This window comes from Ruegeria sp. AM9, from assembly GCF_056540565.1.
This window is the reverse complement of record NZ_JBQFWY010000001.1, coordinates 59319-74333: the sequence shown is the minus strand read 5'-3', so window position 1 is coordinate 74333 and position 15015 is coordinate 59319. Positions and strand designations below refer to the sequence as shown.

General features: G+C 60.6%; 13 protein-coding genes. 11 read left to right on the top strand and 2 right to left on the bottom strand.

Translation table 11 applies throughout. The features are described 5' to 3' along the window. Positions 1 to 7 precede the first annotated feature (7 nt). The 3 genes from ACR0DO_RS00410 (at position 8) to ACR0DO_RS00400 (ending at position 3275) form a co-directional block, all read left to right on the top strand. Positions 8 to 1972: a heme lyase CcmF/NrfE family subunit gene (locus tag ACR0DO_RS00410; protein ID WP_480556129.1), complete on the top strand. Its 1965-nt coding sequence runs from the start codon at positions 8 to 10 to the stop codon at positions 1970 to 1972. Then, positions 1969 to 2424 carry a cytochrome c-type biogenesis protein gene (locus ACR0DO_RS00405; RefSeq protein WP_480556128.1) on the top strand — a complete coding sequence of 152 codons (456 nt, stop codon included), beginning with the start codon at positions 1969 to 1971 and terminating at the stop codon, positions 2422 to 2424. The genes ACR0DO_RS00410 and ACR0DO_RS00405 overlap by 4 nt, the downstream gene beginning before the upstream one ends. Positions 2425 to 2498: 74 nt before the next feature. After that, the gene (locus ACR0DO_RS00400) at positions 2499 to 3275 is read left to right on the top strand and encodes an enoyl-CoA hydratase-related protein (protein ID WP_480556127.1); all 777 of its coding nucleotides are present in this window, start codon (positions 2499 to 2501) and stop codon (positions 3273 to 3275) included. Between the two features lie 3 nt (positions 3276 to 3278). Here the strand turns inward: ACR0DO_RS00400 and bmt are convergent, their stop codons facing one another. Continuing rightward, entirely contained in the window at positions 3279 to 4292 is a 1014-nt protein-coding gene (bmt, locus tag ACR0DO_RS00395; protein WP_480556126.1) for a betaine--homocysteine S-methyltransferase, read from the bottom strand. 123 nt (positions 4293 to 4415) lie between these two features. Beyond that, the gene (locus ACR0DO_RS00390; RefSeq protein ID WP_170442564.1) at positions 4416 to 4736 is read right to left on the bottom strand and encodes a DUF1476 domain-containing protein; all 321 of its coding nucleotides are present in this window, start codon (positions 4734 to 4736) and stop codon (positions 4416 to 4418) included. A gap of 187 nt (positions 4737 to 4923) precedes the next feature. Here ACR0DO_RS00390 and purC point away from each other — a divergent pair, with 187 nt between their 5' ends. The 8 genes from purC (at position 4924) to ACR0DO_RS00350 (ending at position 15007) form a co-directional block, all read left to right on the top strand. Continuing rightward, on the top strand, positions 4924 to 5679 hold the full coding sequence (gene purC / locus ACR0DO_RS00385) for a phosphoribosylaminoimidazolesuccinocarboxamide synthase (protein ID WP_170324827.1): 756 nt from the start codon (positions 4924 to 4926) through the stop codon (positions 5677 to 5679). A 131-nt stretch (positions 5680 to 5810) separates the two neighbouring features. Beyond that, positions 5811 to 6473, top strand: coding sequence for a MarC family protein (locus ACR0DO_RS00380; RefSeq protein ID WP_170442566.1), 663 nt, complete (start codon positions 5811 to 5813; stop codon positions 6471 to 6473). Positions 6474 to 6589: 116 nt separating this feature from the next. Beyond that, positions 6590 to 6820 carry a phosphoribosylformylglycinamidine synthase subunit PurS gene (gene purS, locus ACR0DO_RS00375; RefSeq protein ID WP_109311572.1) on the top strand — a complete coding sequence of 77 codons (231 nt, stop codon included), beginning with the start codon at positions 6590 to 6592 and terminating at the stop codon, positions 6818 to 6820. Between the two features lie 4 nt (positions 6821 to 6824). Continuing rightward, a complete protein-coding gene (locus ACR0DO_RS00370; RefSeq protein WP_480556125.1) occupies positions 6825 to 7868 on the top strand; it encodes a zinc-dependent alcohol dehydrogenase family protein in 1044 nt (347 codons plus the stop codon). 11 nt (positions 7869 to 7879) lie between these two features. Further along, positions 7880 to 8548, top strand: a complete 669-nt coding sequence (gene purQ, locus ACR0DO_RS00365; RefSeq protein ID WP_170442570.1) for a phosphoribosylformylglycinamidine synthase subunit PurQ — start codon at positions 7880 to 7882, stop codon at positions 8546 to 8548. A 36-nt stretch (positions 8549 to 8584) separates the two neighbouring features. Then, a complete protein-coding gene (locus tag ACR0DO_RS00360; protein ID WP_480556124.1) occupies positions 8585 to 10351 on the top strand; it encodes a sensor histidine kinase in 1767 nt (588 codons plus the stop codon). A gap of 13 nt (positions 10352 to 10364) precedes the next feature. Beyond that, positions 10365 to 11699, top strand: a complete 1335-nt coding sequence (locus tag ACR0DO_RS00355) for a sigma-54-dependent transcriptional regulator (RefSeq protein WP_170324832.1) — start codon at positions 10365 to 10367, stop codon at positions 11697 to 11699. A gap of 503 nt (positions 11700 to 12202) precedes the next feature. Continuing rightward, a complete protein-coding gene (locus ACR0DO_RS00350) occupies positions 12203 to 15007 on the top strand; it encodes an Rne/Rng family ribonuclease (protein ID WP_480556123.1) in 2805 nt (934 codons plus the stop codon). Positions 15008 to 15015 lie beyond the last annotated feature (8 nt).

Sequence of the window (15015 nt, the reverse complement as noted above, 5' to 3'; positions counted from 1 at the left end):
CGGGGCCATGATTACAGAACTTGGCCATTTTGCCCTGATCCTCGCCTTTCTGGTTGCCATCGTGCAGTCAGTTGTTCCGCTGATAGGTGCTGCCAAACGGTGGCCCGGTTGGATGTCCTTTGCTGAACCTGCAGCCATATTGCAGTTCCTGCTGGTGGGATTCTCGTTCCTGGCGCTGGTCTGGGCGTTTGTGGCCTCGGATTTCTCGTTGCGGGTGGTGGTTGAAAACAGTCATTCGGCCAAGCCGATGCTATACAAGATCAGCGGCACATGGGGGAACCACGAAGGCTCGATGCTGTTGTGGGTGCTGATCGTGTCGTTGTTCGGGGCGATGGCCGCTTTTTTCGGAGGCGGCCTGCCGCCCACGTTGAAGGCACGGGTTTTGGCGGTTCAGTCCGCGATTGCTGTGGCGTTCTTTGCCTTCATCCTGTTCACCTCGAACCCGTTTGACCGGCTAATAGTGGCGCCATTTGACGGGCGCGATCTTAACCCGCTGTTGCAGGACCCCGGTTTGGCCTTCCACCCGCCGTTCCTGTATCTGGGCTATGTGGGCCTGAGCATGGCCTTCAGCTTTGCCGTCGCCGCCCTGATCGAAGGGCGCGTGGATGCTGCATGGGGCCGCTGGGTGCGTCCCTGGACGCTGGCCGCGTGGGTGTTCCTGACTATCGGTATCGCGCTGGGATCCTGGTGGGCGTATTACGAGCTTGGTTGGGGTGGGTTCTGGTTCTGGGACCCGGTCGAAAATGCCTCGTTCATGCCGTGGTTGCTGGCTGCTGCACTGCTGCACTCGGCCATCGTGGTGGAAAAGCGCGAGGCGTTGAAAAGCTGGACCATTCTGCTGGCAATTATTGCCTTTGGTTTCTCGCTGATCGGCACGTTCATCGTGCGGTCGGGGCTGCTGACTTCCGTTCATGCGTTTGCCAATGATCCCGAGCGCGGTGTGTTCATCCTGTTCATTCTGGTGATCTTCATCGGTGGCTCGCTGACCTTGTTTGCTGCGCGTGCGCAGGCGATGGAGGCCAAGGGCGTATTTGGTATGGTCAGCCGTGAAAGCGCGCTGGTTCTGAACAACATTCTGCTGGCCGTCAGCTGTTTCGTCGTGTTCGTCGGGACGATGTGGCCGATGGTGGCCGAGATGGCCTTTGACCGTAAACTTTCGGTCGGTGCGCCGTTCTTCAATGCAGCATTCACGCCGTTCATGGTTGCTTTGGGCATTGCATTGCCTGTGGGTGCGATGCTGCCGTGGAAGCGCGGCAAGCTTGGCAAAACCGCCTATTCCCTGCGCTACGCCTTCCTGCTGGCACTGGCTCTGGCCTTGCTGGTCTGGGCGATGCAGACAGGGCGCAGTGCGCTGGGGCCGGTTGGGCTGTTCCTGGGCGCATGGATCACCTTCGGCGCCGCCGTCGATTTGTGGAGCCGCACGGGCCGCAAAGGCAGCCTCAAACGCCTGTTCCGTCTGCCGGGCGCAGATTGGGGTAAGGCTGTGGCGCATACGGGGCTGGGCGTGACCATGTTTGCGATCGCCGGCCTGACGGCGTGGGAGGTCGAAGACATTCGCGTCGCACAACCCGGTCAGCCGTTTGAGGTTGGGCAGTTCACCCTGACCCTGACAGATGTGCAGCGTGTGCAGGGGCCGAACTATTTCTCGACCATGGCTGATGTTCGGGTTGAAAAGAACGGGCGGCCTATGGGCACGCTTCATCCTGAAAAACGCGACTATCCGGTTGCACGGATGCCTACCACCGAGGCGGCGATCGACTATCGGTTCCTTGGTGACCTTTATGTGGTGATCGGAGACCAGCAGGCCGATGGCGGCTGGGTCATGCGGACCTATATCAAACCGCTGGCGAACTGGATCTGGGGTGGGTGTATCCTGATGGCTCTGGGCGGGTTGCTCAGCCTGTCGGACCGCCGGTTCCGGGTTGCAGCCGGTGCGCGCAAGGCCCCAACGGGCGGAGTACCTGCGGAATGAAACGTCTGATCCTGATCCTGACGCTGATTGCGTCACCCCTGTTCGCCGTGCAGCCCGACGAGGTGCTGGACGATCCGGTTCTGGAACAACGGGCCCGGGACCTCAGCACCGGGCTGCGCTGTCTGGTCTGCCGAAACGAGAGCATCGATGAAAGCAACGCCGAACTGGCGCGCGACCTTCGCCTGCTGCTGCGGGAACGACTGGTGGCCGGCGATACGGACCAGGAGGCGATTGCCTTCATCGTGGATCGTTACGGCGAGTACGTATTGCTGAAACCGACCACGTCGGGCTCGAACCTGATGCTGTGGCTGGCGGGTCCGATCATGTTGCTGATCGCCGCCGCGATGGGATGGAATTTTTTGCGCAAGCGATCTCAGGTTCAGGTCAGCGGTGAAAAGGACAAGCTGACCGAAGCTGAAAAAGAGCGTTTGCGCCAAATTCTTGAAGACTGACCCAGGGTTCCGCTTTTCCTTCCCCTGCATTTCGGTCAGGGTTTCGAAAAGACCGGAATTTTGGGGAGGGGTTCATGGAATACGAAACGATCCTGTTGGGCATCACGGATGATTTGGCGGTTGTGACCCTGAACCGTCCCGACAAGATGAATGCGATGACGGCGCAGATGCGGGCCGAGGTCACGCATGCTATGAAACACGCCGCCCGGCACGCGCGGGCGGTTGTTCTGACCGGATCTGGCGGCGCGTTTTGCTCGGGTCAGGATCTTGGGGATGCGTCCAGCACCGGCAAGATTGATCTGGAACGGACGCTGCGCGATGAATACGAGCCGATGCTCGAGACGATCTATGATTGTCCGGTTCCCACCATTGCAGCCGTCAACGGCCCGGCCGCCGGGGCAGGGGCGAACCTTGCGCTGAGCGCCGATGTGGTGATCGCAACCGAAAGTGCCTATTTCCTGCAGGCCTTTGCCCGGATTGGCCTGTTGCCGGATGCGGGCGGTACATGGTTCATGCCCCGCCAGATGGGGTTCGCCAAGGCCATGGGGGCCGCCTTGTTCGCCGACAAGATCAGCGCGCGGCAGGCGGATGATTGGGGCTTGATCTGGGAGGCCGTGCCAGACGACGCGTTCGACGCCCATTGGCGAAAGCGCGCAGCGTATCTGGCCAACGGGCCTACAGCCGGATTTGGTGCGATCAAAAAGGCGATCCGCGGGACGTATGAGAAAACACTGCCGCAGCAGTTGGCGATTGAGGCGCATCTGCAGGGCGATTGCGGTCGCAGCCGCGATTTTGCCGAAGGCGTCGTGGCCTTCATGGAAAAACGCCCCCCGAAATTCGAGGGGCGGTGAAGCTTAGGCGCGGCGGCGGCGGCGTGTGCGCCGCTCGGGCGCGGCATCGTCGCCAGTTCCATCCGATGCCGAAGAGAACGGCCCAAGAGCATCGGTGATCTGATCCAGCGTCGGACGCGAGCCGCGCGGTCTGGTATCCAGCGCTTCGCGCATTTTGCGCAAATGGTCGGGCATGGTGCCGCAGCAACCGCCAATGATCGTGGCTCCGGCATCGCGCGCCATGGCCGCATAGTCACCCATCAGATCCGGCGTGCCGTCATAGTGGATGTGGCCGTCCACATATTTCGGGATACCTGCATTGCCTTTCGAGATCACGGGACGCTCGGTTCCTTGTGCCACAAAGCCCAGCACAGTGCGCAGAATGTCCGAGGCGCCGGTGCCGCAATTGGCGCCGAAGGCAATCGGCGGGTTCGGCAGGGTTTCGACCAGCTGCGCCAGATCGGCCGAGGTGACGCCCATCATGGTGCGCCCGGCAGTGTCAAAGCTCATGGTGCCGCACCAGGGCATATCGGCCAGGGCAAAGGCCTCGGCTGCGGCGCGGAACTCTTCCGGGGCGCTGATGGTTTCCAGCCACAGAACGTCGGCACCACCGGCCTTGAGCGCGTCTGCCTGTTCGAGGAACATCTCGACCGCTGCGGCGTGGGACAGGCTGCCGACGGGTTCCATGATCTCGCCGGTTGGGCCGACCGAACCAGCAACAACGACCGGACGTCCGGCCTTGTCGGCGACCTCGCGGCCCAGCTCTGCGCCGATACGGTTCAGCTCGGCCACACGGTTCTGCGCGTCGTGCAGTTTCAGGCGCGCCGAAGTGCCACCGAAGGTGTTGGTCAGGAACAGATCGCTGCCCGCATCGACCGAGCCCTGATACAGCGCGCGGATCTTGTCCGGTGCGTCCACGTTCCACAACTCGGGCGCATCGCCGGACTGAAGGCCCATGTTGAACAGGTTGGTGCCCGTCGCGCCATCCGCCAGAATGGCATCGGTGGTTTCAAGAAGCTTGCTCAGTGCATTTGTCATTGGGGTGTTCCGAAAAAAGGCACAACAGGCCTGATAAGTATCGAGACGCCCCGTGTCTCATGACCGGGGCGTCAAATCAAACTCATAAATCTCATGAAGATCATGAGCCTTGCATTTCAGGTTTTAGATTTCGGACTCTGCCATAACCTGCTCTTTGGCTTCGATCAGCAATTCCGACATCTTCTCGCGGATTTTTGCTTCATCAGCCAGATCGCCCAGATACCCCTTCACAGCCTCCACGACATCTTCTTCGCTGACGTTCTGCAAATCGGTGCGAACCAGTTCCTGACCGTAAGCGCGGGCTTTTTCAACGGTCTCACCTTTCAGGGTCGAGGCCCAAACGGCCATAAAGCGGTTTCTGCGCATACGGGCAATAAATTGCATCTTTTCGTCATGCGCGAACATGTTTTCAAACGCGACTTCACGCTCGTCAAATGTGGTCATTGGTTGGGGACCTCTTGGATTACAACTTCTTTCCTGATGATATGACTATACGTGCGCCCGTTCGCAAGGGATTTGCGCTGCGTCAAAGCCTCTCGGGTCAGTAAACTTGCGGGAAAGGGGGGCTTGCACTATGAGAACGCCAACGTGAGGGGACTCATTCCCTCTGTGCAGAGTGGAAAGGTCGCTTATGGCGCGTCGCAAGAAAATCTATGAAGGTAAAGCCAAGATTCTGTACGAAGGACCCGAGCCGGGTACAATCGTGCAGTATTTCAAGGACGACGCCACCGCGTTCAACGCCGAGAAGAAGGACGTGATCGACGGCAAGGGCGTGCTGAACAACCGCCTGAGCGAGTTCTTCATGAACGGCCTGGCGCAAATTGGCGTGCCGACCCATTTCATTCGCCGCCTGAACATGCGCGAACAGCTGGTGCGCAGCTGCGAGATCGTGCCGCTGGAAGTGATCGTGCGCAACTATGCCGCCGGGTCGATGTCGAAACGTCTGGGCATTGCCGAGGGCACGCAGCTGCCGCGTCCCATCGTGGAATACTGCTACAAGGACGATGCACTGGGTGATCCTCTGGTCACCGAGGAACACATCGCCGCTTTTGGCTGGGCCAGCCAGCAGGACATGGAAGATATCCTCAGCCTCGCGCTGCGTGTGAATGACTTCATGAGCGGTGTGATGCTGGCCGTGGGCATCCGTCTGGTCGATTTCAAAATCGAGATCGGGCGTGTCTATGATGGCGACTATCAGCGTCTGATTATCGCGGACGAGATCAGCCCCGACAGCTGCCGCCTGTGGGATATAGAGACCGGCCAGAAGCTGGACAAGGACGTGTTCCGCCGCGACCTCGGCAGCCTGACCGATGCCTATTCCGAGGTTGCGCGCCGTCTGGGCGTTTTGCCGAAAAGCAACGTGACCAAGCCGACGCTGATCAACTAAGTGTTTCGGTGCAGTGAATATTGAAAGCGCTGTCTGCAAAGGCGGCGCTTTTTTTCTTTTTCCTCTGGTGGTTTGACAGCGCGCCCGGTCCTTCGCATTGTCGGGGCAGGTACAACCAGGGTGGTCCCGACATGGCCGAATTGTTTGATCAGGCTGTCTTTCTGAAATTTCTCGCGGCGCTGCTGGCGATCTTCAACCCGCTTTACGGCATCCCGATCTTCCTGAGCATGACCGAGGGCTATTCAACGTCTGAGCGCAAGCGCGTGGCGTTAATCGTGACGGGTACCGTTGTGGTCGTCGCTCTGATCGCCGTGCTGGTGGGCGAAGAGGTGCTGGCGATCTTTGGCATCGATATCCCCTCGTTCCGCATTGCGGGTGGGTTGATCATTCTTGGGGTTGGTATGTCGATGCTGAACGCGTCTGATCGGCCGCAGGGCGATCAGCAGGCGGTGGAAGAGGGCGCGCGGAAGAAAAGCAACATCGCCGTTGTGCCGCTGGCAATTCCGCTGACCATCGGGCCGGGGACTATTGCGACCACGATTGTCTTTGCCCACACGCTGTCGGACGGGGCCGAGATTGTGACACTGGGGTCCGCTGTGCTGATCGCCTGCGCGATTGTGGGGCTGGGGTTGCTGTTCGCGGACCCGATCTCAAGGTTTTTCGGGCCGACCATGATCAATGTCATCACCCGCGTCATGGCGATCATTCTTGTCGCCGTCGCGGTCGAGATGGTGCTGACCGGCACATTCAACGCCATAGATGCGCGCTATCCCGGTCTGACTGGCGGAAGCTGATCGGTCAACCTGCGTCAAACTGTGTGCGGACAAGGGTTGTCGAACGCCGCTTCACACGCTATCCCCCGCGCAACGGAACGGGCCCGGAACCACGGCCCTCAGCTGGAGTTGCAGGAATGAAAGCACGGGTGCATGTGATGCTGAAGAACGGGGTCCTCGACCCGCAGGGTGAGGCCGTTCGGCACGCTTTGGGCGCCATGGGTTTTGATCAGGTCGAAGGCGTGCGTCAGGGCAAGGTGATCGACCTTGAACTGGCCGAAGGCGCGACCGAAGCCGACATCACCGAGATGTGCGAAAAGCTGTTGGCCAACACCGTCATCGAGCGTTACGAGATCGAACTGGTCTGACTTGATGCGGGCTGCCCGTCTGATCACCTATCGTCAGCCGCTTGAGGTGACGACCATTCCTGACCCGGAACCGGCCGAGGACGGTGTTGTCGTCCGGGTGCTGGCCTGCGGCGTTTGCCGGTCGGATTGGCACGCGTGGTCGGGGTCGGACCCGGATGTGATCTTGCCGATGACGCCTGGGCATGAATATTGCGGCGAGGTTGTCGCGGTTGGTGCACGGGTGACCCGGTGGAAGGTCGGAGATCGGTTGATAGCGCCATTCATTCTGTCCTGTGGTCACTGCCCGGACTGTGCGCAAGGTCATCAGACAATCTGCGCGGATCAGGTGGTGCCCGGTTTCACATGTGATGGCGCTTTTGCCGAATACATCGCCGTTGCGCATGCTGACGCCAACCTGACGGCTCTGCCGGACACGCTCGCCCCTGAAATCGCGGCCGCCTTGGGCTGCCGCGTGACCACCGCGTGGCAGGCTCTTGTTGGTCGGGCGCAGATACAGGGCGGTGAGTGGCTGGCCATCTTTGGCGGCGGCGGCGTAGGCGTCTCAACGCTCTTGCTGGGTAAGGCGCTTGGGGCGCGTGTCGTCGTGGTCGATATCGCCGACGACAAGCTGGCTTATGCCAAAAGTCTTGGCGCCGACGCGGTGGTCAATGCCGCCACCAGCGATGCGCCCGAGGCCGTGAAAGAGATCACCGGCGGCGGCGCGCATGTCGCGATTGAGGCGCTGGGGATCGAAACCACCACCGTCGCGGCGGTGAAATCCCTGCGCAAGCTGGGCCGAATGGTACAGATCGGTATGCCGGCCGGACAGCACTCGACTATGTCTCTGCCGATGGATGTGCTGTATTCCGGGCAACTGGCTGTTTACGGTACCCGCGGGATGCCAAGCTGGCGCTATCCGTCTCTGTTGTCGCTGATTTCCGGGGGCAGCGTTGATCTTAGCCCGCTGGTCACGCGAAAAATAACTCTGAACCAGGTGAGTGAAGAGCTTGCCGCCTTTGACCATCCAACGCCGCCCGGTGTTGCCGTGGTCACCGATTTTGTCTGTTAGGAGGGTCCGCAATGCGCGCAGCCGTCATCGTTTTCCCCGGTTCGAACTGTGACCGGGACCTTGCAGTGGCCTTTGAGCAGGCCGGGTTTCAGGTCGATATGGTCTGGCACAAGGATGCCGCGCTGCCCGAGGGGATCGACATCGTGGGCGTGCCCGGCGGTTTTTCGTACGGCGACTACCTGCGCTGCGGTGCCATCGCGGCACAGTCGCCGATCTGCAAGGCCGTGGTCGATCACACCAACCGGGGCGGTTACGCTGTTGGCATCTGCAATGGATTCCAGATCCTGACTGAAACTGGCATTCTGCCCGGCGCGCTGCTGCGCAACGCAGGTCTGAAATACATCTGCAAAACCGTGGGTCTGAAGGTGGCCACCAGCGACAGCGCCTTTACCCAAGGCTACAACGCAGGCGATGTGATCGGAATTCCGATTGCGCACCATGATGGAAACTATTTCGCCGATGACGCCACATTGTCCGCGCTTCAGGATCAGGACCGGATTGCGTTCACCTATACCGAGAATCCGAACGGTTCGGTCGGGGACATCGCCGGTATCCTGTCGGAAAACCGCAGGGTTCTTGGGATGATGCCGCACCCTGAGCGCGCGGCGGATGATGGGCATGGAGGCACCGACGGTACGGCATTGTTCCGCGCATTGTCGGGTGTCCTCGCGCCTGCGTGACTTGAGGTTGCAACGAAGCCCGCGTAATTTCCCGGGATGAGTTTCGGCTGGTCCAATCTGACAAAACCTTTCCGCGGCGCGCCCCTTGGGTGGCGCCTGCGGTTTGCCGTGATCGCATTGCTGGTCGCTGCAGTTGCAACGATCTGGATCACGAACCGTCTGCTGACAGACAGGTTCACCGAGTCGACCCGCAACCGGGCCGAGGTGCGCCTTGCGCTGTATTCCGGCAACCTGCTGAGCGAGCTGCGCAGAAATGCAATTGTGCCGCAGCTGTTGTCCCGCGATCCCACGTTGATCTCGGCGCTGCAATCCGGTGACTTTTCGCTGTCCACCCAGCGCCTGATCTCTTTCGTCGAAGAGATCGGGGCCGCGTCCCTGATGTTGCTGGACGGGGACGGGCGTCTGGTTGCGTCCACCGATCGCAACCGATTGGGTGAGGCGCATCGCAGTTCGCCTTATTTTATTGACGCTGTCCGCTCGAATGCCACGATCTTCACCGTGATCCCGAAAGAATCCGGTGGTTACAGCTTTGTCTATTCCCGCCGCATCGATGCCAACGCCGATATACTTGGTGTGATTGTTGTCGAGGTCGATCTGCACAAGTTCGAACTCGCCTGGGCTGGTATTTCCGATGCGGTGATGGTCACCGACAGCACCGGTACGATCATCCTGTCGACCGAACCGCAGTGGCGGGGGCTCGGCGAAAACGCAGCCATGCTGCGGCAGCCTCCGGAAGGCGCGATCCAACGTGCAATCCGGGCCACGGCGGATTGGACGGCGCTGCCGCCGGATGCCTATCTGCAGGGCGAGGCCGTGATGCGGATGGAGACGCGCATTCCATTCCGCGGTTGGCAGATGACATCCTTCACGACCTATGCCTCGATCCGGGAAAAGGTGAACAGCGTTCTCGCGCTTGAGATTATGGGCTTTGCGATTCTGCTGGCGCTGGCCTTCTACGCGCTCAGCCGCAGGGCGACGTTGCGGATGGCCTTGTTCCAGCGTGAGTCGGCAGAGCTTCGCGCATTGAATGCAAGGCTACAGCGGGAAATTGCTGAGCGGGAACGGGTTGAAAAGACGCTGGAAGTTGCCGAGCAGACGCTTGCCCAAAGCTCGAAACTGGCCGCCTTGGGCGAGATGTCCGCCGCTGTCAGCCACGAGTTGAATCAACCGCTGGCTGCAATGAAAACCTATCTGGCCGGGGCGCGCCTATTGCTGCGCCGAAACCGCCCCGAAGAGGCGCTGGCAAGCTTTGGCCGCATCGACGGTCTGATCGAACGGATGGGCGCGATTACGCGGCAGCTCAAATCCTATGCGCGCAAGGGCGCGGATGCGTTTTCCCCTGTGAATCTTGGCGAAGCGCTGGCCTCATCCCTGTCGATGATGGAACCGCAGCTGCGTCAGCGGCATGTGAAGATCACTCAGATTCTACCCGAAGAACCTGTTATCGTGATGGGGGACCGGATGCGGATTGAACAGGTGATGGTGAACCTCTTGCGCAATGCGCTGGACGCCACCAAATCTGTATCAGAGCCGGATGTGGAAATCATTCTGGCCGCAGGCGATATGGCGGTGCTGACCGTCCGCGACAACGGCTATGGGATCGAGGATATCGAGAACCTGTTCGAGCCGTTCTACACCACCAAGCAGCCCGGAGACGGCGTCGGTTTGGGACTTGCCATCTCTTCGGGTATCGTAAACGACCATGGAGGGCGACTGACCGCCCGCAACAGCCAGCACGGTGGCGCGGTGTTTGAGATGCAGCTGCCGATACTGGGAAGCGACGGCCTCGAGGCCGCTGAATAACAAAGGAAGTACTATGGCACAGGCCATGAAAATCGCCATTGTGGATGACGAACAGGACATGCGCCAGTCGATCAGCCAGTGGCTGGCACTGTCGGGCTATGACACCGAAACCTTCTCGAGCGCCGAGGACGCGCTGAAGGTGCTGGGGCCGGACTATCCGGGCATTGTCATCTCGGACATCAAGATGCCCGGCATGGACGGCATTCAGCTGCTGAAAAAGCTGATGGGGGCCGACAGCACTCTGCCGGTCATCATGATCACCGGTCACGGTGACGTGCCGATGGCGGTTGAGGCGATGCGCGTCGGTGCGTTTGATTTCCTTGAAAAACCCTTCAACCCAGACCGGATGTCCGAACTGGCCAAGCGTGCCAGCAATGCCCGCCGTCTAACACTGGATAACCGGGCCCTGCGGCGTGAGTTGTCCGGTGGCACCCAGATCATGAACAAGCTGATCGGTGCCAGCCCGGTGATGGAACGTCTGCGCGAAGATATTCTGGACCTGGGGCAGGCGGACGGCCATGTTCTGATTGATGGCGAGACGGGCACCGGGAAAACTCTGGTCGCGCATGCGCTGCACGCGGTGGGCAGCCGGGCGGGCAAGAAGTTCGTTCTGGTCTCCTGCGCGGCGCTTGAAGAAGACGTTCTGTCGAAACGCCTCTTTGGCCCGATGATGCCCGAAGATACCCAACTGCCTGCCATTGAAGAGGCACGCGGGGGGACTTTGGTTCTGGAGGATGTAGAAGCGTTGAGCGACACGCTTCAGGCCCGTTTGCTGAGCGTCATGAATGATCAGGGCACGCCGGCGGAAACCCGGATCGTGGCGATTTCCAACCTGCAAGAGGCCGGAAAGACCAGCGAAGATGTGCTGCGCCCCGACCTGTTCTATCGCCTGGCGGCGCTGCGGATCACCATGCCGCCCCTGCGCCAGCGTGGCGAGGACATCCTGACGCTGTTCACCCGGCTCAGTGAGCAGTTTGCCGAGGAATACGGCTGTGATGCGCCGCAGGTCAGCGCTCAGGAGGCGGCGCAGCTGCTGCAAGCGCCGTGGCCGGGCAACGTGCGGCAGCTGATCAACATCGCCGAACGCGCGGTGCTGCAGTCGCGCCGCGGGTCCGGGACGATTGCGTCGCTGCTGATGTCGGATCACGAAGAAATGCAGCCAGTGATGACGACCGAGGGTAAACCGCTCAAGGAATATGTCGAAGCGTTCGAGCGGATGCTGATCGACAACACGATGCGCCGTCACAAGGGCTCGATTGCGTCGGTCATGGAAGAGCTGTGTCTGCCGAGGCGGACACTGAACGAAAAGATGGCCAAATACGGCCTGCAGCGTTCGGATTACCTGTAGTTGGGCAGGGGGCTCTGCCCCCGCCGCCTTTCAGGCGCCCCCCCTGAGGTATTTTTGGCCAGATGAAGGGATCCTGAGCGGTGTTCAGGTCCCATGATGCAGTTTGCCCATTGTCTTTTCCACAGGACTGCTTTTATTGTGTCCGGACGGGCTGGGCCTTTTTGTGCCCCTAAGCCCCGAATCTTTGAGTTTCGCTGCTCTGCCGCGGATGGTGACAATCCCACGAGGCAAAGCAGACCGATTGTGCCCCAGATTGGGGCAGATGAACGCCTGAGCCCGTTTATGCGGGCGAAAGGAACAAATGGGCAGGACGCGGCGAACCGCGCCTGTCGGAGAAGAACCGCGATGACGCGCGCGCAACGATCGAGAGTACGGGCAGGGGGCCACAGCGCCAGACCCTGCCGCGCGCCGTCCGATATCGCCCTGACAAGACACCACCCCAAAAGCGCCTGTCCGCCCGGACGGGTCAGGACAACGCGTTTGGCGCGGTGCACCAAGGACAAATGGCTAAGAAAATGCTTATCGATGCCACCCACGCGGAGGAAACCCGCGTTGTGGTGGTCGACGGAAACAAGGTCGAGGAGTTCGACTTTGAATCCGAAAACAAACGCCAGCTTGCTGGCAACATCTATCTGGCAAAGGTAACACGGGTCGAACCGTCGCTGCAGGCGGCCTTTGTGGATTATGGCGGGAACCGGCATGGTTTCCTCGCGTTTTCGGAAATTCACCCGGATTATTACCAGATCCCGGTCGCCGACCGCGAAGCGCTCATGGAAGAAGAGCGCGCCTATGCCGAGGCGATGAAAGCGCGGGATGAGGCCGAAGAGGCCAAGCCCAAAAAGCGCCGTTCACGGTCGCGCACCAAGGCAGCGGATGTGAAATCGGACGATCCGGTCGAAACGATCGAGGTTTCCTCCGAGCCTTCGGGCATGGAAACGATCGATCTGGATGAAGGGCTGGATGAAGGGGAAGAGGGGGCTGATCTGTCGGTTCCCGAAGGTACCTCTCCGATGGACCACGTTGCTGAGACCCCGGTCGAAGAGCCCTCGGATGAGGCGCCGGAGGAGGGTGAAGCCCCCGCTGAGGAAGCTGCAGCTGCGGAAGAACCCGCCGCTGAGGCCGAAGAAGGCGTGACTGAACCGTCGGAGGAGGCTTCTGCGGAAACCGATGAGCCCGAGGGTGAAGCGGTTGAGGCATCTGCCGCAGATGACGCGGGCGCTGCCGAGGACGCACCGGCGGAAGAGGCCGCAGCAGACGAGAACAAAACTGAGGCTGACGACGAGGCCGAGGAAGAGCCTCGTCCGGATGCATCCGCCAAGGATGACAGCATCGAGTCGGTCGCTGACGAAGATGACAGCGAGGACATTCGTCCGCCGCGCAAACCGCGCCCGCGTCGCTACAAGATTCAGGAAGTCATCAAGGTTCGTCAGGTCCTGCTGGTGCAGGTTGTCAAGGAAGAGCGCGGCAACAAGGGTGCAGCGCTGACAACCTACCTGTCGCTGGCCGGTCGCTACTGCGTTCTGATGCCGAACACCGCACGTGGTGGCGGGATCAGCCGCAAGATCACCAACGCGCCGGACCGTAAGAAACTGAAAGAAATCGCCTCGGAAATCGACGTTCCGACCGGCGCGGGCCTGATCATCCGGACCGCAGGTGCCAAGCGCACCAAATCCGAGATCAAGCGCGACTATGAATACCTGCAGCGCATGTGGGAGCAGATTCGCGAACTGACGCTGCAATCCATCGCGCCTGCGAAAATCTATGAAGAAGGCGACCTGATCAAACGCTCGATCCGCGACCTGTATAATCGCGATATCGACGAGGTTCTGGTTGAGGGCGAGGGCGGCTACCGCATCGCCAAGGACTTCATGAAGATGATCATGCCGTCCCACGCCAAAAACGTGAAACGGTATGAGGATGCGCTGCCGCTGTTCGCGCGCTATCAGGTGGAAAGCTACCTGACGGGTATGTTCAACCCGACCGTGCAGCTGAAATCCGGCGGGTACATCGTGATTGGTGTGACCGAAGCGCTGGTGGCGATCGACGTGAACTCGGGCCGGGCGACCAAAGAGGGTTCGATCGAAGAAACTGCGCTCAAAACAAACCTTGAGGCGGCCGAGGAAGTGGCGCGCCAACTGCGTCTGCGCGACCTCGCTGGTCTGATCGTCATCGACTTCATCGATATGGACGAGCGCAAGAACAACGCGGCCGTCGAAAAGCGCTTGAAGGAAAAGCTGAAGACCGACCGCGCGCGCATTCAGGTGGGCCGGATTTCCGGCTTTGGCCTGATGGAGATGAGCCGTCAGCGTCTGCGCCCCGGTATGCTTGAGGCGACGACGCAGCCTTGCCCGTCTTGTCACGGCACCGGTCTGATCCGTTCGGATGACAACATGGCGCTGACCATTCTGCGTCAGATCGAAGAGGAAGGCACCCGCCGCCGCTCGCGCGAGGTTCTGGTGCGCTGCCCGGTCAGCATTGCAAACTTCCTGATGAACCAGAAACGCGAGCATATCGCGCAGATCGAAGCCCGCTATGGCCTGTCGGTTCGGGTTGAGGGTGATGTGCATCTGGTCAGCCCTGATTTCTCGATGGAGAAGTTCAAGACCGCCAGCCGCTCCGTGCCCGAGGCCAGCGCGCCGGTTGTGTCTGTGGATGCCTCGCTGATGGATCTGGTGGACGCTGACGAAGAAGAGGCCGTCGTCGAAGAAGCCGTTCAGGCCGAAGAAGAGACCAAACCCAAGCGCAAGCGTCGCCGCCGCCGCCGCAAGAAGGGCGGTGCTGTTGGTGATGCGCCTGAGGCCACGACCGAGGAAGAGGCATCCGCTGAGGCGGATGAAGAACCCGCGTCCGAGCCCGAGGCGGAAGAAGCTGCTTCGGAAGAGAAAACCGAAAAGCCCAAGCGTCGCCGAGCCCCGCGCCGCAAGAAGAAGGACGTGGAACCTGTCGAAGCGGCCGAAGAAAGCCCGGTTGAGGCCGTGGCTGAGGCGACAGAGGAAACTGCTGCCGCAGAAGCTGAGTCCGAGGCAGAGCAGGTAGGCGAACAGCCCGAACCTGTTGAGGCTGCGGCAGAGACCTCTGAGCCTGAAGCGCAAGAGACCAGCGAACCAGCACCCGAAGAGGTGGCTGAACCCGTTGCTGAAACTGCGGACGCGGTTGAGGTTGTGGAAACGGTCGAGGTTGAAGCCACCGTGGAAGAGGTGGTCGAGGAGACCCCCGAACCGGTGCTTGAGGTTGTGGCGGAAGAGCCCGAACAGCCCAGCGAACCCGACAAGCCGAAACGGCGTGGCTGGTGGTCATTGGGACAATAAATGGAAAA